The following is a 22,231-nucleotide window of genomic DNA, read 5'->3' as shown; positions in this document are numbered from 1 at the left end:
CAGGTCAGCCCAGCCTTTCGGAGAGTGCTTGCAGAAGTTCGTCTTCGGAGAGTTCGTCGAATCCGTCGTCGTTGTCGTTCGTGTCGAGATCGGCAGTCTCCGGCAGGGTGGCCGCGAGATGGTCGGTCAGGGCGTCGACAGTCGGGTGATCGAAGACCACCGATGTCGGCAACAGTTCGCCGAGGGATTCCGAGAGCGCTCGCTGCAGGGTGACGCTCATCAGGGAATCCATCCCGAACTGGAAGAACCCGGCGCTGCGGTCGAGTTCGGCGGGTGAGGTCAGTCCCATGACCTTCGCGACGAGATCCGCCACCCGGTCGGCCAGCAGGGCCAGACGTAGCGACGGGTCGGCGTCACGTAACTCCCGCCGGAAGTCCGTGTCGCCCTTGGTGATATCACCCCGGTCGGTGCCGTCGCCGACGGCAGGCATTACCTCGTCGATGATGTGCAGGGCGGCGCGGGTGCGGTAGGCGGAACCCAGCAGCTCCCAGTCGGCGTCGACCACGATTGCTCGCGCCGGAGTTCGGGGTCCGGCGACCGACATCAGGGCGTCGATCGCGATGCGATCGTCCATCGGTATCAATCCAGACTCCGCGGTGACCTGCCGCTCTGCCGAATCCTGTTGATCGGCCAGCGATTTCCATAGTCCCCAATTGACGGTGGTTGCCGGCAGGCCCGCTGTCCGGCGGGCGTACACAAACGCGTCGAGGAACGTTGTGGTGGCGGCATAGTGGGCGAGCCACCGGGAGCCGAGCAGACCGGAGATCGACGAGAACACCACGAATCGAGACACCGGGGAGGTCAGCGTCATCCGGTGCAGGACGGCCAGGGCGTCGAGTTTCGGACCAAACATGGCTGCCACATCGTCGTCGGTCATGTCGGTCAGGGTGACCGGACCACCGCCGAAGGCGGCGAGGTGGACTCCATCCAGCGCCGGGAGGTCCGCGCCGAAACGCGCGAACAGCGCTGTCATGGTGGCCTCGTCGGTCGCGTCGGCGGCGACCACCACCACCCGACACCCGCTGTCCCCGAGTTCGGCGACGAGCGGATCGAGGCGTGTGCCCGGAGTACGCGAGACGGCGATGACGGTGTGCGCCCCGCGGTCGGCGAGGTGGCGGATCAGATGCGGGCCGATGTGCCCGGTGGCGCCGACAACCAGATGGGTCTGGCCGGTGATCGGTTCTCCCCCGATGTCATCGGACGACCTCGCTCCCGCACGGAGTCGTGGGACGTGTCGCGTGCCGGCCCGGTAGACCACTTGATCCTCGTTGTCGCCGGCGCCGATCTCGTCGAGCAGGTAGCGTGCGACTACACCCCCGGGAACCGAGGCGTCGACGTCGAGGACGCCACCCCAAATCTCCGGATGCTCCAGCGCCAGAGTGCGTCCCAGTCCCCACAGTGCGGCGTGTGCGGGAACGGCTTGATCGCCGTCGGCCAGTGGCGCGCCGTTGCGGGTGATCAGGTGCACTCGCGGTCGGGTGCCAGCCGCCACGGCAGCGACGACGACGCGACGCGCCACCGAGAACAGCCGATATGCCGGTCGCGCAGCAAACGGATCCGCTTCGGTGGCCGGGGCGAACACCACACGGTCGGCACCGGAGATGCCCCGGGTGAGCATGTCAGAAACGTCGGTATCGGGGGCGTCGGTATCGGGGGCGATGCCGTCGATGGCCAACTCGGTGATCTGCGAGCCCGCAGGCAGCGCGGCGCGCAAGACGGCGAGCCCCCCCGAGTCAAGACCGTCGCCGACGATCACCCAGTGTTGCCGGTCCTCGGTCGTCGAGGTGAGGGTGCCCGCGGCGGGCATCGCCGGCCAGGCGAGGTGATGCCACCACGGTCCGGGCACGCGCCCCTCGACCGGAAACGACCGCGACCCGTCTGCGGGTCCCGCCGACACATCCGTACGGGTCGGCGTGGGTAGCCAGAACGGGGTGTGCCGCCACGGCATGCGCGGCAGCACCGGATGCGGTTCGGCCGGATGCGGCGTCCCCCGAACACTCTGGGCGACGGCGTGATAGGTCCGGTGGAACGACACGGTGTCGTCCCGGTCGCGGTGCAGTGTCGCCAGGACCGCGGCGTGCTCGACTCCCGACTCTTCCAAGCATTCGACGAGCGCCTGGCCCAGGATCGGGTGCGGGCTGATCTCGAGGAAGGTCGCATGGTCGGCGGCGCCGCGGGCGACGGCCTGCGCCAGCTGAACCGGCATCCGTAGGTTGTCGGCCCAGTAGTCGGCGTCGGCGACCGGAGCCGGAGAATCCCCGGATGTCGGGTGCACGGTGGACAGGAACGGTATGCGAGCGGGTCGCGGAGCCAGGTCTGCCAATGCCGAACGCAGCGGTCCTAGCAGCGGATCCATCAGCGAGGTGTGCGAGGCGACCGTCATGGCGACCCGGCGCGCGAACAGACCATCGGCGAGGACCTCGGCGAGGACTGCATCAACGGCGTCGGGCGGACCGGCCACCACCGTCTGCCGCGGTGCGAGGCGACCGGCGATCTCGACGCCCGGATGGGCGGCCAGCCGGGCGTCGACCTCGTCTCCGGACAGGCGCAGGACCGCGACTCGGCCGCCCGGGGCCGCCGACATCAACCGCGAGCGAACACCGATCACGGCAAGTCCCTCGGCGACGGTGAGCATGCCGGCGACGACCGCGGCGCTCACCTCCCCCATCGATTGCCCGATCACCGCATCAGGGTGCACACCGTGATGGGCCCAGAGCCGGGTCAGAGCCACCTGCACGCCCATCAGCACCGGTTGCACCTCGGCATCACCATGCAGGTCGCGGCGCTCGGCCACAGCGTTGCGCAGTGAGAATCCGACGTGGTCGAGGAAGTCGCCCTCCATCTCGTCGACCGCGTCGGCGAAGGCGGGTTCGTCGGTGAGGAGAACGGCGGCCATACCCGGCCACTGAGAGCCCTGACCCGAATAGACGAACACCGTTCCTGTTGGGCGCGCGGCGTCCTCCCGTGGGAGGGTGACCCCGAGGGCGCCGTCCGTATCCGCTGTGCCGTCACCGGCGAGAGCATGTAGGCCGGCGATCGTGCCCGCCCGATCGCGGGCGGTGACGGTGGCGGTCACTGGCAATACGGCCCGGTGATGATTCAGCGTGTGGGCGATGTCGGGCACCGGGATCCCGGCACCGTCGGTGGTCATCCACTCCGCAATCGTCCCGGCGAGATCGGCGACCCGCTCAGCACTGCGGCCGGAAAGAATCAGGGTGCTCACCGCCGGGGTGAACGAGTCGGCGGGCGCCGAATCGCGATGAACCACCGGTGCCTGTTCGACGACGATGTGGGCATTGGTGCCGCCGAAACCAAAGGACGACACGCCCGCTCGTCGTGGTCGTCCGGTGGCCGGCCATGCTCGCTTCCTGTCGACGACCTGTAATCGCAACTGCTCGAACGGTATGTGGGGATTGGGTTCTCGCTGATGCAAGGTGGCCGGGATGGTGCCGCGCGCACACGCCAGGACAGTCTTGATGAAACCCGCGATCCCGGCCGCTGCCTCGAGATGGCCCAGATTGGTCTTGACCGCACCGAGTAGCAGCGGCGCGTCCGCCGGGCGTCCACGGCCGAGCACCGTGCCCAGGGCGCGCGCCTCGATCGGGTCACCGAGCAGGGTCCCCGTCCCGTGGGTCTCGACGTAGTCGATCTCGCGCGCGCTGATCCCCGCGCGGGTGTACGCGGTGCGCAGCACCTCCATCTGCGCGGCGGGATTGGGGGCGAAGAGCCCATTGGAGTGGCCGTCCTGGTTGACCGCGGTACCGCGGATGACGGCGAGGACCCGATCACCGGCGGTGAGCGCGTCATCGAGACGCTTGAGGATGACCGCGCCCGCGCCTTCACCGCGCACGAAACCGTCGGCGGCGGCGTCGAAGGCATGACACGCACCGGTCGGCGACAGCGCACCGGACTGATCGAAGCCGGCGAACACCGCCGGCGTCAGCAGCAGGTTCACCCCGCCCGCGATCGCGACGTCTGCCTCGCCGGACCGCAGGCTCTGGGTCGCGAGGTGGATCGCCACCAACGACGACGAGCACGCCGTGTCGATCGTCAACGACGGGCCACGCAGATCGAGGACATAGGACAACCGATTGGCGATGATGCTCAGTGCCGCACCGAGATTACTCCACGCGTCGATCGTCGGCAGGTCGGTGGATGCGAGATACCCGTATTCGCCAGCGCAGGCGCCGACGAAGACACCGGTCGGCGAACGGCGCAGGGATTCGGGTCGGATCCCGGCATGTTCGAGGGCTTCCCAGACGACCTCCAGCATCAGGCGCTGCTGCGGATCCATCTTGACCGCCTCGCGGGCGGTGATCTCGAAGAAGTCGGCGTCAAAGCCCTCGATGTCGTCGAGGAAGGCGCCGTGACGGGTGGTCGAGGCGAGCGCATCGGCGACCTCCGGACGACCGTCGTCGAACCGGTTCCACCGACCCTGTGGCACGGTGGTGACGGCATCACCGTCGGTGCAGAGGAACTTCCAGTACTCGTCGGGGCCACCGATTCCGCCGGGGAATCGACATCCGATACCGATCACCGCTATCGGACCGTCGTCTGCCGGCGATCGTCGCGCCGATACCGCCTGCGGTTCAAGGTGATCCCCGAGACACAGGTGGGCCACCAGCGCGTCGATCGTTGGATGCTCCCAGAACTCGACGGGCGAGACCTGCCTGCCGAGGAACTCGGTGAGTTCACCGGAGATCATCACAGAGTCCCGGGAACCGAGCCCGAGATCTGCCAGCGCCACCGTGGGATCGATGTCGCTCGCCGGGCGATCGACAAGGGCGGCGAGCCGCGTGGTCAGCCAGTCGCGCAGAACGGATTCGAGGTCGTCGACGCTCATCGGAGACCGTGCTCCGCACCCAGAGATGACGGCGTGGACTCGGCACCGGCGAAGAGATCGTCGAGGAGGCCACCGGAATCCTGTGCGGGCAGTTGCTCGGCGGGCTCGTCGTCACCGGCGATCCGGGTGGCGAGGTAGTCGGCGAGCGCATCGATGGTCGGGTGATTCCACAGCATCGTCGCCGAGAGTTCAAGACCGGCCAGCTTCTCGGCATCCCGGCGGATCGACATGGCCATCAGCGAATTGAGGCCGAACTCGGCGAAGGGGACGTCGGTGAGCAGGTCGGCCTCCGACATCCGCAGTTCCCGGGCCAGGATCGTGCGCAAGCCGTCACGCAATCCGGCAAGGAGGTCGGGCTTGGCCATCTGCGACCACACCGGCGTGCTGGTGGTGGAGTTCACGACGTGCGGCGCCGACGGTGGTGGCGGGAGGACGACTGCGTGTGCCACACCGGATTCGGAGATCAGATCCCAGGCGTGCAGTGCCTCGGTCGGGGTGACGGGCCGGGACCCGCGACGGGCAAGTTCGGCGGTGACGATGTCGGCGTCGGCGGCGAACCCCAGTCCTTGCCAGGCGACCCAGTCGATCGTCAGGGCCGGGGTACCGGTATGGCGGCGCAGGCGCGCGAGCGCGTCGAGATAGGCGTTGGCCGCGGCGTAACCGCCTTGGCCCGCAATACCGAAATGCACACCGGCGCTACCGGTCATCTCGAAGAAGTCCAGGCTGTCGCCGAAGACCTCGTGCAGTACCTGCGCACCGGCGATCTTGGGTCGCATGACGGTGGTCAGTGCGGCGTCGTCGGTCTCGGTGAGCAGCCTGTTCTCGGTGACCCCGGCCGCGTGCACGACACCACGGATGAGTGGGGCGCCCTCCTCGTTGCGACGGTTGAGGAAGGCCTGCACCGCAGCCCGGTCGGCGACGTCGAGCGCGACGACGGTGACGGTGACGCCGCGACTCTCGAGGTCACGCACGGTGTTGATGCGGTCACCGAGGATCGGGTCGAGATCGGCTCGGTCCCAGTCGCGGCGCGCCGGCAGAGGGGTGCGGCCGATCAGGATGAGCCGGCGGGCACCGCGATCGACCAGCCGCCCGGCGATTACGCGGCCGAGGGCACCGGGGCCTCCGGAGACGAGGTAGGCGGCATCCGGGCGGCAGCGCGGCACGGCGCTGTCGCGTGGGGTGCGATGCCCTGCCTCGCCGCGTGGCTCGGTGGCGTCGCCGGTCTGGGCAGTCTGGAGGGGTTCGAGGCTCGGCTGAAGCAGCCGACCGTCGCGCAAAGCGGCGATACCGCCCCACGGCCGGTTGAGTCGCTCGACAATCAGCGGCGCCACGGTCGAGGGATCCGCTCCTGCGGCGAGATCGACCAATCCGCCCCAGGCGTCGGGGTGTTCCTCGGCCATCACCGTGGCCAGACCCCACAGCGCGCTCTGGGGTAGATCTGCGGATGAATTCGGTTCGCGCACACCGCGGGTCACGATCCACAGGGTCCGCGGGGTGGCCATCCGCGCCATCCGTGCGACGAGGGCGGTGACCTCCGAGCTCATTCCCGCCGCCGCCGCGGCATGATCGACCTGATCGGGGTCCGCCGTGGAGGTGGGGGCGACGTAGATGACGTGTCGCGCGTCCTCGGGCCGATCCCGGCACACCACTCCCGAATGCGCGAGTGCCCCGGCGAGGGCATGCGCGTCGCCTAGTACTGCCACCGTGACGCCGTGTGTGATGGTCGTAGGTGAGACCGTGTCGGTTCCGATGTCATCGCGCCACACCACAGTACGGACCAGCGATCGCGGATCAGCTTCGGCGACAGATTCGGCCATGCCGGCTTCGGCGTCGAGCGAGGTGAAGCGCAGGCCCCGGACGAGGAGGGCGTCATCGGCGTCTTCGGTCGATCCGACGATGTCGACGACGAGATCGGCGCCGTCGGAGTCCACTCGGCGAATGTCGAGGACGGCACGGGTGCGTCGCAGGGACGTCGGCAAGAGCACCGAGTCGATCCGGGCCGGAACCAGCAGGTCGCGGGTCGAGTCGTCGACGAGTCGGGCGACGTGCGCCGCCGCGTCGAGCATCGCGACCGGCGAGGGCTCGGGTAACCCGATGTCGGCGAGCATCCGGCCGGTGCCGCGCGCGACGCGAGACACCTCCCAGTCGAAGGGCTGTCCCTGCACACCCCACTCGGCGAGGAGATCAGCGCTTGAGGAGGTCGGGGTCATCGCCACCAGGTCGGCGGTGTCGATCGGCCGGGATCCATTGTCGGAGTTGGGTGCCGGCCGGGGGCCCGGCACGGTCGACGAGGCCGGTCGCGCGGTAACGTGGCGGACCCAGCGCGAGGTCTCGTCCTCGGTGATCGCCGAGGACGAGATGGACACCGAGTCGGCGTCAGCGACGACGTGGATGCGTCGAGGCCGGTCCACCGCGATCGGATGGCGCAAGCTGATGTCGGTCAGCGCGTCGGTACCGAGGTGGGCGGCGGCGGCGCCGAGTGTGGCCACGAGTACCGAGACGGGGACCACCTCGAGTCCGTGCAGCAGGTGATGTCCCGGATACGGCAGTGCCGCGGGGCCGAGGTCGGCGCGCCAGAGGTGGGTGCGGTCACCGACCGCGATGTGTTCGCCGAGCAGGGTGCCCGGTCGTGGGGTGAATCCGGCGCTCGCCGCTCGCGGCCTGGCGGAGCGTGCTCCGGTGGCGAACCAGTGCCGGGAGTGATGCCACGGTGTCGTCGGCAGTTGGTGATGCGGACCGGAGGGATTCGGTGCCGGGATATGGCGGCGATCGGTGCGTGCGATGTTCAGATGGGTGTGGAAAGTGGTGACCTCATCTGCATCACGCAACAGAGTGGGGACGGCGTGATGATGGGTGTCGGTGAGCGTCTCGTCGATCGCGTGGGTCAGCAACGGGTGCGGACTGACCTCCACGAACACTCCGTGGTCGGCGCCGGCCTGGGCCACCGCGGATGCGAACCGGACGGGATTGCGCAGATTCGCACACCAGTAGTCGGCATCGAAGGTGGGTTCTCCGGTCTCAAGCGTGGTGCTGAGCAGCGGCAGGTGGGGACGCCGGGGGGTCAGATCGGCCAGTGCCGCACGGAGATCGGGCAACACGGGATCGATGATCGGGTGGTGCGAGGCGACGTCAACCTCGACCCGTCGGGCGAGACGGTCCTGCGTCGCCACCCGGGCGACGACGGCATCGACCTGCTCCGGGGGGCCGGCGATGACGCATTGCCTCGGTGAGGCCAGCACGGCGACGGTGACGTCGGCATAACCCGCAACGAGTTCGTGGGCGGCGGGGGCGTCGAGTTCGATGAGCGCCATGGCGCCTTGTCCGGCGAGCCGTCGCATGAGGCGCGATCGCGTGGCGATGACCTTCAGGCCGTCGGCCACGCTGAGCGCACCGGCGACAACGGCCGCTGCCGCCTCACCCATCGAGTGGCCGATGACGGCGTCGGGGACGATGCCGTGGGCACGCCATAGTTGCGTCAGAGCAAGCTGGAGGCCGGTGAGGACCGGCTGGATGCGGTCGATCCCGGAGATCGGCGCACCGGAGCGAATGACGTCGATGAGGGAGAAACCGACCTGCTCGCGGAAGTCCGGCTCGATCTCCTCGAGCGCGCCGGCGAAAGCGGGATCGCGAGCGAGAAGACCGCGCGCCATCCCGACCCACTGGGAGCCCTGACCGGAATAGACGAACACTGTTCCGGGGCGACATGGCTGCTCGTGGGCGGGGACAACGCCGGGCGCGCTCGAACCGTCGGCGAGCGCCCGCAAACCGCTGATCGCTGCGGCATGGTCGGTCGCGACGACAGTCGCAAAGGCGCGTGCGCGATCGCGGTGGTGATCAAGACCGTGGGCGACCTCGGCGAGCGGCATCGCGGCACCGTCTGCGTCGAGCCAGTCGGCCAGAGCGCCGGCCGTGGTCGCGATGCGCTCGCGAGATCTACCGGCCACCACCAGAGTCACGATCGGGGACTTCGGCGATCCGCCGGTGGTGTCCAAGCTGCGGGCCGCCGTACCGGTGCGGGCGTCGGGCTCCGGCGCCTGCTCGAGGACGAGATGGGCATTGGTACCGCCGAAACCGAAGGCCGACACCCCACCCCGACGGGGCCTGCCCGTCGTCGGCCACGGTGTCTTTTCGGCCACCACCTTCAGACGCAGGTTGTCGAAGTCGATGTGTGGATTCGGTTGCGAGAAGCCCAGAGTCGCCGGGAGACAGCCTTTCTCGAGGGCCAGGGCGACCTTGACGAAACCGGCGATACCGGCCGCGGCCTCGAGGTGACCGAGATTCGATTTCACCGCGCCGATCAACAGCGGGTCATCAGCGGGGCGTCCACGACCGGCGACTGCCCCGAGGGCCCGGGCCTCGATGGGATCTCCGAGCAGGGTGCCGGTGCCGTGTGCTTCGATGTAATCCACCTCGCGGGCCGCGATGCCCGCGGAGGTGTAGGCGGACCGGAGCACGGCCATTTGCGCCGACGGATTGGGCGCCATCAGCCCGTTGGAGTGACCGTCGGAGTTGATCGCGCTCCCCCGTACCACCGCGAGGACGTGGTCACCGTCACGGCGGGCGTCGGCGAGCCGTTTAAGCACCACGACGCCGCATCCCTCGGAGCGGACATAGCCGTCGGCCGCCGCGTCGAACGAGTGGCACCGCCCGCTCGGCGACATCGCGTCGTTGCGGTCGAAGCTGCGCGTGATCGCTGGGGAGAGCATGACATTGACACCCCCGGCGAGCGCGGTCGACGACTCACCCGAGCGCAGACTCGCCACCGCGAGGTGGATCGCGACCAGCGACGACGAACACGCGGTGTCGACGGTGATCGACGGACCACGCAGATCGTAATGATAGGACACACGATTGGCGATGACCGACAGCGCGCCGCCAGTGCCCGACCAGTTGTCGACCTCGGCGAGGTCGGCGGTGGCCAGGAAGCCATACTCTCCCGCGCAGGCGCCGACGAACACTCCGGTCTGGCTGTGCCGCAACGACTCCGCGGGGATCCCGGCGTTCTCCAGCGCCTCGTGGGAGACCTCCAGCAGCAGCCGCTGCTGCGGGTCCATCTTGTCGGCCTCGCTGGGCGCGATGTCGAAGAACTCGGCGTCGAAGGCATCAATGTCGTCAAGGAATCCACCCCAGGTGGTGGTGCGCGCCAGCGCCGCGTCGGTCTCGGCGGTGCCGTCGGCGAACGACTCCCATCGATGCGGATCGACGCGGCCGATCGCATCGCCTTCGGCGAGCAGGAAGTCCCAATACTGCTGCGGGCCAAAGATGCCGCCGGGAAACCGGCAACCCACGCCAACGACCGCGATCAGATCATCGGCGTCGGTGCGCGTGTCGGTGTTACGGGCCGCCGGCGCCGAATCGGTCGCGGCCGACCCGGTGTCTCGGCCGAGCGCGAAGCGTGCCAACGCCGCGACGCTCGCGTGTTCCCAGAGATCGACCGGCGACACCGGCCGACCGAGGTGTTCGGCCAGTTCGCCGGCGAGGACCACCGCATCGCGGGACCCCACACCGAGATCGTGGAATGGCACGTCGACGTCGACCCCGTCGGGGTCGCAGCCCATACGTACGAGCCGGTCGACGAGCCAGTCACACAGTTGCCGTTCGGCACGATCGTCCTCGCCCCGATCGACGAGATCCGCTGGGATCCGATCGGAACGATTCTCTGACGTCACCGGTGGTCGTCCAGGCGGGCGAATCCGCCCGTCCGATAGGTCTCGGCGGCGGCGGCGCGTCGAGTCTTGCCACTGGTGGTGATAGGAATCGAGCCGGGCGCGACAAAGACCACGTCGGCGGCGCGCACACCGTGTCGACCGGAGATCGTCGCCACCGCCGTCGCCCGCATCTGGTCGAGGTCTACCGGCTCGCCGCGGTCCTTCACCTCAGCGATCACGACGAGTTCCTCGGCGTGCTCACCGGGTACCGACACCGCCGCCACGCGGCCCCGGGTCAGCTCGGTGACCGTGCCCTCGATGTCGTCGGGGTAGTGATTGCGGCCGTCGATGATGAGCAGATCCTTGATGCGACCGGTGATGAACAGCTCGCCCTCGGACACGACTCCGAGATCGCCGGTCCGCAACCATGGCCCGGCCGGGGTGTCCGAGCGCGGATTCTCGATCCAGCCGCCGAACGTCGCCTCGGTGCGTTCGGGATTGCGCCAGTAGCCAGCGGGCACGTTCTCGCCGTGTACCCAGACCTCGCCGACGCGGTCGGCGGGGTTCTCCTCGCGGGTGTCGGGGTCGACGATCCGGTAGGTCACCGACCGCTGGGGTCCATGACTCATCAACACCGCGCCATCCTGCCCTTCGCCGCAACGCAGCGCGTAGCCCTTGGCCAGCTTCTCGAAGTCGAACCGCACGCCCACCGCAGGGGTGCCCGGAACGAGCGCGGAGACGTACAGTGTCGCCTCGGCCAACCCATACGCGGGCCGGACCATGTTCTCCGGCAAACCATCCGGGGTGAATCGGTCGACGAATCGTCGCACCGTGGCATCGTGGACCCGCTCGGCGCCGCACATAAATCCCGTCACCTGGGAGAGGTCCAGACCGGCCAGGTCCTCGGCGGTGGTCCGGCGGGCGGCGAGTTCATAAGCGAAATTCGGTGCCGAGGTGAACGACTTGGGATGACCGGCCATCACCTGCATCCAACGAGACGGCTTCTGCAGGAATGCCATCGGACTGAGGTCGACGGTGTGCAGACCAGCCATCACGCCACCGCAGATCCCCAGGAGCAATCCCATGTCATGGTAAAAGGGCAGCCACGACACGAGGGTCGAGTCACGATCGGGCCAGCCGCCGTGATGAGTGAACATGTCGGAAATGAGCTGGTCGAGGTTGGTGACCATGTTCTTGTGCGACACCATCACGCCTCGAGGCGAACTCGTCGACCCCGAGGTGTACTGCAGTACCGCGGTTCGGTCCCGGCCGACGTGCCCGGCGACGTCGGCGACTGCGATGTGGTAGTCGAGGGCGTCGATCTCCACGACCGCGGGTGTGGCACCGGGCACATTCTGCGTGTACGGCAGGATCTCGTCGATGACCGTCGTGGTCGTGAAGACGACCGTCGGCGTGCAGTCGGCAAGAGCCGAACTGATGCGTTCATCGTGGTGGGCTCCGAACATCGGAACTGACAGCGGCACAACGATGAAACCGGCTTCGAGTGCTCCGAGGAAGGCGACGATGTAGTCAAGGCTCTGCGGACTCAGGATCGCCGCCCGGTCTCCGGGCCTCCCGAGCCGGCCGAGTTCGGTGGCGACCACACGCACACGGCCGTACAACTCAGCCCAGTTCAGGGTCTCGGAAAAACCCGCCGGATCGACGTCGTAATCGATGAAGGTGAATGCTGCGGCATCGGGCTGGGATTCCGCGCGTGCGCGCAGAATCCCAGGGATGGTGTCCTGCAGCGAGGGCCGTGCTCCCCCTCGGCTGTTCACTTGCTATCCGTCACTTTCCCCCCCGACGGCGAAATGTGTGTCCGTATGCGCGATGTGACGGCGACAAACCACCGCTGGCTACATCGCGACGATGTCTTCGAGCTTCCCCTCCGAGGAGCCGTTGTGAGCGATTCTTCGCGTGGACGAGTGATGTCATTCGACGCGTGAAGTCCTTCGCACGTCGAGTTCTTTGGTCATTCACCGTAACCCGCTCGTCTTGCCGACGATACATGCACTGACAGTGAAGAACGGTCTCCGACGGCGTCCCACACGACTTTACTGCCAGGTGTCACAGTGGGATTGAGGGAAACTCCGCCGAGTCCGACGGCGCCGGTCCGATTCATGCGGTCGCACCGGATTTACCTCGAGAATTAATTCACCCAGTCAACGAATTCACGGAAATACGATAGCGTTTTCCAGAAGTGAATTAGCGCGGTTTCTGAATTCAACAGTCCCGAACTTCGGCGAGAAATGTGATGTGAGGTCGAGGCGCAGTTACGGATGCGGGTCACCCGAATCGTGCCGGGGACGGCTTCATTGGTTGGTGACGGACAGGCGGCGCTCGATGTCAGCGACCACGTCGGCGAGGTGCTCGGACAGATAGAAGTGATGTCCGGGGAACTCGCGCATAGAGAATTCGGCCGAGGTACGTTGCTCCCACGGCGCAACCTTTTCCGCGGTAGCGACCTCGTCGTTGTCGGCGTGATAGGTGTGAATCGGACACGCGAGCGTCACCTCTGGCGAACATTCGTAGGCCGTGATCGCCTTGAATCCGCGCAAGGTCGGCAAAATCCGTGAGGAGAAGGCCTCGTCCTGCAACATCGCGGGATCGAGTCCGGTCATCGCCGAGACCGCGTCGAGGAGTCCACGATCGGACTCCGGGATGTACTCGTACCCACTGCGACCGGGCGCTGCGCATGCGGAGACAAACAGCGCCTCGATCTGCACCCCCCGCTCTTCGAGGCGGCGGGCGGTCTCGAAGGCGACCAGGGCGCCCATGGAGTGGCCGAAGAATGCCACGCGTGCATCCGGGCCGAAGGTCGGCAGCTTGCTCAGCACGGTCTCTGCGAGGGCGCCGATACCGGTGAAGGCGGCCAGGTCCTGGCTTCCGTTTTTGCCCGGGTACTGGACCGCCACCCGTCCGATATCGGTGGTGAAGGTCCGTGCAAAGGGCACGTAGAAGGCCGCCGAGCCGCCGGCGTGCGGGAAGATGTAGAGCGTTGGGGCGGTCACGCCGCATACGATAGCGCTTCGGCCGGGATGCGGGTCCGAGGCGATCACCGCCTAGGCGCCGACAAGGGAACCGAGCAGATGATCGGTCCCGGTGGGGCTGCCGATAGGCTGACGGACATCATGACCGAGTACCTGCGTGATGGCGCCTCCATCTATCGGCGATCGTTCTCGATCATTCGTGCCGAGTCCGACCTGTCCGCATTCGCTCCCGACGTCGCCGGCGTCGTCGTGCGGATGATCCATGCCTGCGGACAGACCGATCTCACACGCAATGTGGTGGCCACCGAGGGCGTCGTGCGCGCCGCACGGAGTGCGCTGGCCGGCGGGGCGCCGATTCTCTGTGACGCCACGATGGTCGCGAGCGGGATCACACGTCGTCGTCTGCCCTCGGACAACGACATTCGATGCCATCTCCACGATCCCGCGGTGCCGGAATTGGCCGAGCGTATGGGTACCACCAGAACCGCTGCGGCGTTGGAGCTCTGGAAGCCGGTTCTCGACGGTGCCGTCGTCGCGATCGGTAATGCGCCCACCGCACTGTTCGCATTGTTGGAAATGATCGATGCTGGCGCGCCGCGGCCGGCGGCGATCGTCGGTGCGCCGGTCGGCTTCGTCGGGGCCGCCGAATCGTGCGCCGAACTGGCCGCCCGCGCCGACCTCGAGTTCATCACGGTCACCGGTCGCCGGGGCGGTTCGGCGATCACCGCTGCCGCCGTCAACGCATTGGCCAGCCCGGAGGAATGAGTCGTCGATCATGAATTCAGAGCAAGCGGTGTCCTCACAAGCGGTGTCCTCACAAGCAGTGTCTTCGCGGCGCCTCGGCACCCTGTGGGGTGTCGGTTTGGGACCCGGTGACAGTGAATTGATGACGGTCAAGGCCGCGCGGGTGATCGGTTCAGCCGAGGTTGTGGCCTATCACTGCGCACGCCACGGCCGCAGTATCGCCCGCAGGGTCGCGGAGCCGTATCTGCGTCCGGGTCAGATCGAAGAGAGGTTGATGTACCCGGTGACCACCGAGGCCGCCGACCATCCGGGCGGCTATCGCGGTGCGCTCGACGACTTCTACGCCGACAGCGCCGAACTGCTCGCCACTCACCTGCGCGCGGGCCGCGACGTGGCCCTGCTCGCCGAGGGCGACCCGCTGTTCTTCAGTTCGTACATGCACATGCACAAACGCCTGGCCGCCGAGTTTCCGACCGAGATCATCCCGGGCGTGACATCGGTGAGTGCGGCGTCGGCGGCGATCGAGGTGCCGCTCGTGGAGGCCGAGGAAACGCTGACCGTCGTTCCGGGCACCCTTCCGGTGCCCAGAATGCGTGAATTATTCACCCACGCCGATGCTTTCGCTGTCGTCAAACTCGGCCGGACCTTCACCGGGGTGCGCGAGGCGTTGCGCGAGGCAGGCCGGCTCGACGAGGCGTGGTACGTCGAACGCGCATCCACCACCGCACAGAAGGTGGCCCCGGTCGCCGAGGTCGACCCCACTGAGGTGCCGTACTTCTCGATGGTGGTGGTGCCGGGTCGCATGAACAACCCGCGTGCAGCTGCCCCCGACCGGCCGCGGGCGGAGGTGGTCGTCGTCGGCCTTGGGCCCGGTGCCGACGAGTGGACCACCCCGCAGGTGGAGCGAGAATTGGCGGCGGCCACCGACCTGGTCGGCTACAAGACCTATCTGGCACGTGTGTCACCGCGGCCGGGACAACGCATCCACCCCAGCGACAACCGGGTCGAGGCCGAACGTGCTGAGTTCGCACTGGATCTCGCGGCCCGAGGCGCCCGAGTCGTGGTGGTGTCCTCCGGCGACCCGGGAGTGTTCGCGATGGCCTCAGCAGTGTCCGAGGTGGCCGCCGAACCCCGGTGGGCCGATGTACCGGTGCGGGTCGTCCCGGGCATGACTGCGGCGACCGCCGTCGCGGCGGCGGTCGGTGCACCACTCGGCCACGACTTCGCGGTGATCTCACTGTCGGATCGGCTCAAGCCATGGGAGGTGATCGCCGATCGGATCCGCCGCGCGGTGGCCGCCGATCTGGTGATCGCGATCTACAACCCCGGGTCGCGCAGTCGTACCTGGCAGGTGTCGGCGCTGAAAGGTATTCTGACCGAATCGGTTTCGGCAGATCGGGTGCTCGTCCTCGGACGCGACGTCGGCGGCGACGAGCAATCGCTGATGGTAACCACTGTCGGTGACTTCGATCCGGCGGTCGTCGACATGCGCACGCTGATCATCATCGGGTCGTCGGCCACCCGGGTCGTGCGACGTGGCGGCGGTGATCTCGTCTACACCCCGCGCAGCCACCCGGGTCGTTGAGCGCTCATGGCACGCTGAGCGCTAGGCGCACCAGGCGGCAAACCGGCCGATGTCACCCGTCGGTGAGCGTGCGGACCCATGCTGATGCCGAGACGACGTCGTCGACGGCGGTGACACCCCTCGGTTCGGTTGGTCTGTCGACCATGATCACCCGGATGCCCAGTTGGGCGGCTGCGTCGAGTTTGGGGTAGGTCAACTCTCCCCCGCTGTTCTTGGTCACCAACGTGTCGATCCGATTCTCCTGCAGTAGTTGGCGTTCGGCATCGAGGTGATACGGACCGCGGGAGCGCACGATCGTGTGTTGGGCAGGCAACCGACCGGTGGGCGCGTCAACCACCCGGATCAGGAACCATGCGTCGGTGATCCCGGCGAAAGCGTCGGCGTCCTGGCGTCCGGTGGTGAGCAGGATGCGACCGTCGTGGCCGGTGAGCGCCGTGGCCGCGCCGCGGATGTCGGGCACCTGCGTCCAGTGGTCACCGGGACGTGCGACCCACGGAGCACGTCGAAGCCGCAGCAACGGTGTGCCGGTCGCGGCACACGCCGTGACGGCATGCGCGGTGATCGTGGCGGCGAACGGGTGGGTAGCGTCGACCACGGCGCGAACGTGGTTGTCGTGCAACCACGCCGACATCCCGTCAACACCGCCGAAGCCACCGATGCGGACCGCGCCGACGGGCAGGCGGGGCTGGGCGACTCGCCCGGCCAACGAACTCACCACCTCGATACCGTCGTGGTGCAGGTCCGCAGCGAGACCGCGAGCCTCCGCCGTGCCACCGAGGACCAGCACACAGCCACGGCCCGGCGGCGGGCTAGCCGCCATCAGGATCTCCCCGATACCCACGGGAGTCGTTACGCAACTTGGTCATCCGAGCCTGAGAGTACAGATAGCTCTCGAGACGGTCGGGATGATCGGCGGCGTCGAGAACACGTCCGACGAAGATCACCGCGGTGCGGGTGATGCCCGCGTCGGCCAGTGCGGTGGCGAGGTCGGCGAGCCGACTGCGAATGATCAGCTGATCTGAGCGGGAAGCGAAAGCGACGGTGGCAGTAGGGCAATCGTTGCCGTACACGGGGCGCAACGTCTCTACGATCTGCGTCGCACGATGGGCGGCGAGATGCAGCGCGAGTGTTACGCCCGCCGCTGCTAGGTCGGCGAGGTCCTCGCCGGGTGGCATGTCGGTCGACAGCGTTGACACCCGGGTCACGAGCAGACTCTGACCGATCCCGGGTACTGTCAACTCGTTCTGCAGCGCCGACGCCGCGGCGGCGAAGGCCGGAACGCCGGGCACCCATTCGACGTCGATACCCTCGGCGCGGACCCTGGCGACCTGTTCGGCCACGGCCGAGTACAGCGAGAGATCTCCCGAGTGCAGTCGGGCCACATCGTGGCCGGCGCGATGCGCATCGACGATATGGGAAACGATCTGCTCCAGCGGCATTCGTGCGGTGTCGATGATCGTGGCGTCCTGCGGACACATCTCGAGGATTTCCGCGGGCACCAGCGATCCGGCCACCAGGACAGTCTGGCAACGACCGAGAATCCGGGCACCGCGCACGGTGATGAGGTCGACGGCGCCCGGGCCTGCGCCGATCAGGAACAGCGTCACGACGTCCCGGTCCCGTCGAGCGCCTTGCTTCCCGCCCAGGTGACGATGGGCAGTGCCGGGCGCCAGGTGAGGTAGCCGCCGAGTGGTTCCGCGGTCTCCACCGCGAACCGACGTAGCGTCGATTCGGTGGAATCGCGGTGCATCCGATGCCAGTCGGCGAGGATTGCCTGTGTCTCGATGGTCACCGCGTTGGCGACGAGCCGCCCACCCGGCCGCAGCGCTGCCCACGCGGTGTCGAGTACCCGCGGAGAGAGACCGCCGCCAATGAATACCGCGTCGGGAGTGGGGGCGTGTACCAACGCATCCGGTACAGCACCACCGACCGTCACCCGTCCCAACACACCGTGCCGACGAGCGTTGATGCGGAGTCGCTCGGCCCGAGTCATGTCGCGTTCGAAGGCGATCACCACGCCGCCTGGTTGTGCGCGCAACCATTCGATCGCGACGCTACCGGATCCGGAACCGATGTCCCACAACGTTTGTCGGTAGGACGGCGCCAACGCGCACACCGTGAGGGCACGGATGACGGACTTGGTGATCTGTCCGTCGTGCTCGAACGCGCTCTCATCGCGACCCGGTAGTGGCGAGCGCCTCGGGCCGATGCAGTCGATGGCGATGATGTTCAGTGGGTCGACGACGGTGGCCGGATCCCAGCTGTCGGCACGCGCGCCACGCACCCGCTCGTGAGGCCCGGCCAGCTGCTCCAACACGGTGAACGGCGAAGCGCCGAAGCCATGGGCCACGAGCAGTTCGGCGAGGCGGGCGGGGGTCGTGTCGTCACGTGCGAGTACCAGCAGACGTCGGGCGTTGCTGATCTCGGTGAGCACGATCTCCGGGTCGGCGGTCACCGCACTGACGACTGCGACATCGGCGAGATCCCACCCGAGGCGGGCGCATGCCAGCGAGGCACTCGAGACCGTCGGGATGACCTGCACGCGGTGTGCGCCGACCGCAGCGACAATGGTGGCACCGAGTCCGTGGAACATCGGATCCCCGCTTGCCAGCAGATGGATACCGGTGCCGTCGGGTCCGCGGTACCGGGCGAGCTCTTCGGACGACCCGGTGAGGACGGCATCGAGATGCTCCGACATGGGCGATCGCCAGGCAACCGTCGTGACACCGATATCGGGCAGCAGGGCCAGTTGCCGGGACGAACCGAAGATCACCTGTGCCGAGGTGAGTTCGGACCGCGCGATTGGTGACAGTCCGTCCCAGCCGTCGGCACCGATTCCGACAACGACGAAGGTCGAGTTATCAAGAGTGGGAACAGAATCAGTCATCGGGGCAGTCTCCGCCAGATCGCTCTCGGCAGTAGTCGCATTCCGGCGAACAGCGGACGCAGGGAGGCCGGTATCCACACCTCGGATCGTCGCTTGCGGTAGGCACGCGCCACCGCGTCAGCGACCTCGTCGGCCGTCACCGACAACGGTGCGGGTCGGGTGCCCTGCGCCATCAGCTCCGCTGTCATGTTGCCGATGACGAAGCCGGGGCGGGCCAGGAGCAGCCGAACGCCACTGCCATGCAACGCATCCGCAAGGCCGCTGGCGAAGCCGTCCAGACCGGCCTTGGTGGAGCCGTACACGTAGTTGGCGCGGCGCACCCGAACCCCGGCGACCGAGGAGAAGACGATGATGGTCCCGCTGCCCTCGGCGCGCATGGCCGTCGCAAGCGGGGTCAGCACACTGATCTGGGCGAGATAGTCGGTGTGCGCGATCTGAAGGGCGTGGGCCACATCGGTTTCGGCGCGCGCCTGATCGCCGAGGATGCCGAACGCCACGATCGCGATCGCGATCGGTCCGTGTTCGCCGGTAAGGGTGCCGATCAACGCTGGGTGGGTCGCGGTGTCGTCGGCGTCGAAGGCCACGGTGACGACGTCGGCGGCTCCCGCCGCGAGCAGGCTCTGCCGTTGCGGTGCGAGATCGCCGGGGCGGCGGGCGGCGAGGATGACGACCCGGCCGGCGCACAACCGTTCGGCCAACGCCACGCCGATCTCGCTGCGACCGCCGAAGACGACCACGGTCCCGCGATCGGACTCCACACCCTCGTCTGCCACGGGATGCAGTATCGCATCGCGCGGGGTCGCGCGAGGTGCCGGGCGTCCGCGTGATCACCCACCGATGACCGCTACCGTGAAACCCATGCCACGCACGCACGCCGATCTCGGCTCCGATGCCTTGTCCTTTCTCGCCGAGCGCCACCTCGCGACCATCGCGACCGTGCGTGCCGACGGCACACCGCACGTCGCGGCCGTGGGGTTCACCTACGACGAGGCAACGGGTCTGGCCCGGGTCATCACCAGCGACGGCAACCAGAAGGTGCGCAACGTCGAACGCGGCGGATACGCGGCGCTCACCCACGTCGACGGGCCGCGCTGGCTGACCCTGGAAGGGCCGGCCCGCATCCGTCGCGAACCCGAGCAGATCACCGATGCCGAACAGCGATACGCGCTGCGCTACCGCGAACCCCGGCCGAATCCGCGACGGGTGGTCATCGAGGTCGGCGTCGAACGGGTGCTGGGGTCGCGCACGCTGCTCGGCGAACCACCACAGGAGTGAGAGGTCGACGAGAGTTCAGAGCACCACGAGGTCGTGCGGCCGTACGTTGAGTGCTTCGTGGCCGTCGTCGGTGACCACGACGATGTCCTCGATCCGCGCACCCCATCGTCCGGCGAAATACACACCCGGTTCGACGCTGAAGGCCATTCCCGGCCGCAGTATCAGATCGTTTCCGCCCACGATGTAGGGCTCCTCGTGGACCGACAGGCCGATGCCGTGGCCGGTGCGGTGGATGAAGTTCTCGGCCAGCCCACGCTCACGTAGCAGGTCGCGGGCGGCGGCGTCGATCGATTCGGCGGTGACGCCCGGCCGCACCGCTTGCACCGCACGCGCCTGGGCGTCTTGTAGAGCGGCGTAGGCCTCGGCGACCTCGACGGGCGGGGACGCGAAGCAGTAGGTGCGGGTGGAGTCCGAGTTGTATCCGGGCTCGACCGGGCCGCCGATGTCGATGACCACGATGTCGTCGGGCTCGATCACCCGGTCGGAGAACTCGTGGTGCGGGTCGGCGCCATGTGGTCCGGAGCCGACGATGACGAACTCCGCCCCCGTGTGGCCCTCGGCGACGATCGCCGCGGCGATGTCGTCGGCGACGTCCTTTTCGGTGCGTCCCGGCCGCAGCCATTCACCCATGCGCGCATGCACTCGATCGATGGCCGCACCGGCCCGGCGCAACGCCTCGATCTCCTCCTCGTCCTTGATCATGCGCAGTTCGCGCAACACATCGGTGGCCAAGGCCGGGGTGGCGGCGACCCGCTGCGCGATCGGCACGAGGTGCAGGGCGGGCATCGCGTCGGACACCGCGAGTTGCGGGTGGTCGGGCAACCCGGCCAGGGCCAGCGCGTGGGCGTCCTGACCGTCGACCCAGTCGACGATCTCGATACCGAGATCCGCGGCCGTCGACTCACGTACCGAGGCCAGCTCCAGACGCGCCACGACCAGGCGCGTGGTGCCGTCGGCGCCGATCACCAACGCCGTCAACCGCTCGAAGGTCTGCGCGCGCGAACCGATCAGATACCGCAGGTCCGGGCCGGGCGAGACGATCAGGGCGTCGAGTCCGGCGCCGGCGGTCAGTTCGGCCGCACGGGCCACCCTCGTGCGGTACACATCGGAGTCGAATCGCGAAGCACTACCCATGCGGGCAGCCTACGCGGACGGCGGTGGTGGGTCGGATTCGACGCCAAGGCGTCGGAGCCTCGCGCGTGATGTCGGCGCGGGATGACAGAGTTGTGGGCGTGACCGACACCGGACGATCCACCCACGGCACCGTGATGCTGCTCGACGGAGCCAGCTTGTGGTTCCGCGCGTTCTTCGCACTGCCGGAGAAGATGACCACGCCCGACGGTCGGCCCGTCAACGCCGTCCGCGGCTTTCTCGACACCATCGCCACCCTGGTGACGCGCGAGGGACCGACGCGACTGGTGGTCTGCCTCGATCTCGACTGGCGACCGTCGTTCCGTACCGACCTCATCCCCTCCTACAAGGCGCATCGGGTGGCCCAGCCGGCCGGCGACACCCTCGGGGGTGGCGCTATAACCGTCGATATCGAGGAAGTTCCGGACACCCTCACCCCGCAGGTTGACATGATCCTCGAGGTGCTCGCCGCGGCCGGAGTCGCCACCTCGGGTGCAGCAGGCTGCGAGGCCGACGATGTGATCGGCACGTTGGCGTTCGCCGAGTCCACCGACGACGTGATCGTGGTGAGCGGCGACCGGGATCTGCTGCAGGTCGTCGCCGACGACCCGGTCCGCGTGCGGGTTCTCTATGTCGGTCGAGGGCTGGCGAAGGCGGAGATGATGGGTCCGGTGGAGGTCGGCGAGAAGTACGGCGTGCCCACCGAGCGTGCCGGTGCGGGGTACGCGGAGATGTCGATCCTGCGCGGCGACCCGTCCGACGGTCTGCCCGGGGTGAGCGGGATCGGCGAGAAGACCGCGGCCAAGCTCATCACCGAATACGGCGGACTCGACGAACTCGAAACCGCGGCCGCCGATCCGTCGTCATCGCTGACCCCACGAAACCGCAAGGCACTCATCGCTTCCGCCGACTATCTGAGCGCCGCGCGCACGGTGGTCTTCGTCCGTACCGACGCCGAGACCGTGGAGAGCACCGACGACCGCTTACCCGCGGCACCGGCGGATCCGGGGCGTCTGGTCGAACTCGCGGCCGAACTGGGGATCGGGACGTCGGTCGGCCGCCTGTCCAAGGCTCTGGGGTGGGATCTCGACGTGCCGCGCTGATCGCGTCCGGCGTCCGGCCGCGTGT

The 22,231-nt window shown here is 68.0% G+C and carries 13 protein-coding genes; 4 read left to right on the top strand and 9 right to left on the bottom strand.

All coding sequences use genetic code 11. From position 1 onward, the window contains the following. Positions 1 to 4: 4 nt before the first annotated feature. The 4 genes from EF294_RS01545 to EF294_RS01530 form a co-directional block, all read right to left on the bottom strand. Positions 5 to 4,843: an SDR family NAD(P)-dependent oxidoreductase gene (locus EF294_RS01545; protein ID WP_123925246.1), complete on the bottom strand. Its 4,839-nt coding sequence runs from the start codon at positions 4,841 to 4,843 to the stop codon at positions 5 to 7. Continuing rightward, positions 4,840 to 10,401 carry a beta-ketoacyl synthase N-terminal-like domain-containing protein gene (locus tag EF294_RS01540; protein WP_425459384.1) on the bottom strand — a complete coding sequence of 1,854 codons (5,562 nt, stop codon included), beginning with the start codon at positions 10,399 to 10,401 and terminating at the stop codon, positions 4,840 to 4,842. Before EF294_RS01540 ends, EF294_RS01545 begins: the two co-directional genes overlap by 4 nt. A 107-nt stretch (positions 10,402 to 10,508) precedes the next feature. Continuing rightward, positions 10,509 to 12,269: a fatty-acid--AMP ligase gene (locus tag EF294_RS01535; protein WP_123925245.1), complete on the bottom strand. Its 1,761-nt coding sequence runs from the start codon at positions 12,267 to 12,269 to the stop codon at positions 10,509 to 10,511. Between the two features lie 534 nt (positions 12,270 to 12,803). Continuing rightward, positions 12,804 to 13,502 (bottom strand): thioesterase II family protein, encoded by a 699-nt coding sequence (locus EF294_RS01530; protein ID WP_123925244.1) that lies wholly within the window; start codon positions 13,500 to 13,502, stop codon positions 12,804 to 12,806. Between the two features lie 120 nt (positions 13,503 to 13,622). On the opposite strand from EF294_RS01530, the gene EF294_RS01525 reads away from it, so the two are divergent. After that, entirely contained in the window at positions 13,623 to 14,246 is a 624-nt protein-coding gene (locus EF294_RS01525) for a precorrin-8X methylmutase (RefSeq protein ID WP_185090897.1), read from the top strand. A gap of 10 nt (positions 14,247 to 14,256) precedes the next feature. Then, positions 14,257 to 15,810 carry a precorrin-3B C(17)-methyltransferase gene (gene cobJ / locus EF294_RS01520; protein ID WP_123925242.1) on the top strand — a complete coding sequence of 518 codons (1,554 nt, stop codon included), beginning with the start codon at positions 14,257 to 14,259 and terminating at the stop codon, positions 15,808 to 15,810. 52 nt (positions 15,811 to 15,862) lie between these two features. Here cobJ and EF294_RS01515 read toward each other — a convergent pair whose 3' ends face one another. The 4 genes from EF294_RS01515 to dprE2 are packed head-to-tail and all read right to left on the bottom strand — an operon-like array spanning position 15,863 to position 19,470. Continuing rightward, positions 15,863 to 16,630, bottom strand: a complete 768-nt coding sequence (locus EF294_RS01515; protein WP_185090896.1) for a cobalt-precorrin-6A reductase — start codon at positions 16,628 to 16,630, stop codon at positions 15,863 to 15,865. Next, a complete protein-coding gene (locus EF294_RS01510; protein WP_123925240.1) occupies positions 16,620 to 17,417 on the bottom strand; it encodes a cobalt-precorrin-4/precorrin-4 C(11)-methyltransferase in 798 nt (265 codons plus the stop codon). The genes EF294_RS01515 and EF294_RS01510 overlap by 11 nt, the downstream gene beginning before the upstream one ends. After that, the gene (gene cbiE / locus EF294_RS01505) at positions 17,414 to 18,697 is read right to left on the bottom strand and encodes a precorrin-6y C5,15-methyltransferase (decarboxylating) subunit CbiE (protein ID WP_123925239.1); all 1,284 of its coding nucleotides are present in this window, start codon (positions 18,695 to 18,697) and stop codon (positions 17,414 to 17,416) included. Before cbiE ends, EF294_RS01510 begins: the two co-directional genes overlap by 4 nt. Then, on the bottom strand, positions 18,694 to 19,470 hold the full coding sequence (dprE2, locus tag EF294_RS01500; protein WP_246007602.1) for a decaprenylphospho-beta-D-erythro-pentofuranosid-2-ulose 2-reductase: 777 nt from the start codon (positions 19,468 to 19,470) through the stop codon (positions 18,694 to 18,696). The genes cbiE and dprE2 overlap by 4 nt, the downstream gene beginning before the upstream one ends. Before the next feature lie 85 nt (positions 19,471 to 19,555). On the opposite strand from dprE2, the gene EF294_RS01495 reads away from it, so the two are divergent. Next, positions 19,556 to 19,972, top strand: coding sequence for a PPOX class F420-dependent oxidoreductase (locus EF294_RS01495; RefSeq protein WP_185090895.1), 417 nt, complete (start codon positions 19,556 to 19,558; stop codon positions 19,970 to 19,972). Positions 19,973 to 19,987: 15 nt separating this feature from the next. On the opposite strand, the gene EF294_RS01490 is transcribed toward EF294_RS01495, so the two are convergent. After that, complete coding sequence (locus tag EF294_RS01490) at positions 19,988 to 21,106, bottom strand: M24 family metallopeptidase (RefSeq protein ID WP_123925237.1); 1,119 nt, start codon at positions 21,104 to 21,106, stop codon at positions 19,988 to 19,990. Positions 21,107 to 21,240: 134 nt separating this feature from the next. Between EF294_RS01490 and EF294_RS01485 the strand changes: the two genes are divergently transcribed. Next, a complete protein-coding gene (locus EF294_RS01485; RefSeq protein ID WP_123925331.1) occupies positions 21,241 to 22,206 on the top strand; it encodes a 5'-3' exonuclease in 966 nt (321 codons plus the stop codon). The last annotated feature ends 25 nt before the right edge of the window (positions 22,207 to 22,231 follow it).

This window comes from Gordonia oryzae (assembly GCF_003797185.1).
GTDB lineage: Bacteria > Actinomycetota > Actinomycetes > Mycobacteriales > Mycobacteriaceae > Gordonia > Gordonia oryzae.
Note: the sequence above shows the minus strand (reverse complement) of the source record. Positions and strands in the feature narration are given on the sequence as shown.

Excerpts from the sequence above, each read along its gene's own strand:
- EF294_RS01495 (WP_185090895.1), top strand. The coding sequence starts at position 19,556 with ATGCCACGCACGCACGCCGATCTCGGCTCCGATGCCTTGTCCTTTCTC.
- cbiE (WP_123925239.1), bottom strand. The coding sequence starts at position 18,697 with ATGACTGATTCTGTTCCCACTCTTGATAACTCGACCTTCGTCGTTGTC.
- EF294_RS01525 (WP_185090897.1), top strand. The coding sequence starts at position 13,623 with ATGACCGAGTACCTGCGTGATGGCGCCTCCATCTATCGGCGATCGTTC.
- EF294_RS01545 (WP_123925246.1), bottom strand. The coding sequence starts at position 4,843 with ATGAGCGTCGACGACCTCGAATCCGTTCTGCGCGACTGGCTGACCACG.
- cobJ (WP_123925242.1), top strand. The coding sequence starts at position 14,257 with ATGAATTCAGAGCAAGCGGTGTCCTCACAAGCGGTGTCCTCACAAGCA.
- EF294_RS01490 (WP_123925237.1), bottom strand. The coding sequence starts at position 21,106 with ATGGGTAGTGCTTCGCGATTCGACTCCGATGTGTACCGCACGAGGGTG.
- EF294_RS01540 (WP_425459384.1), bottom strand. The coding sequence starts at position 10,401 with ATGGGCTGCGACCCCGACGGGGTCGACGTCGACGTGCCATTCCACGAT.
- EF294_RS01515 (WP_185090896.1), bottom strand. The coding sequence starts at position 16,630 with ATGGCGGCTAGCCCGCCGCCGGGCCGTGGCTGTGTGCTGGTCCTCGGT.
- EF294_RS01485 (WP_123925331.1), top strand. The coding sequence starts at position 21,241 with ATGCTGCTCGACGGAGCCAGCTTGTGGTTCCGCGCGTTCTTCGCACTG.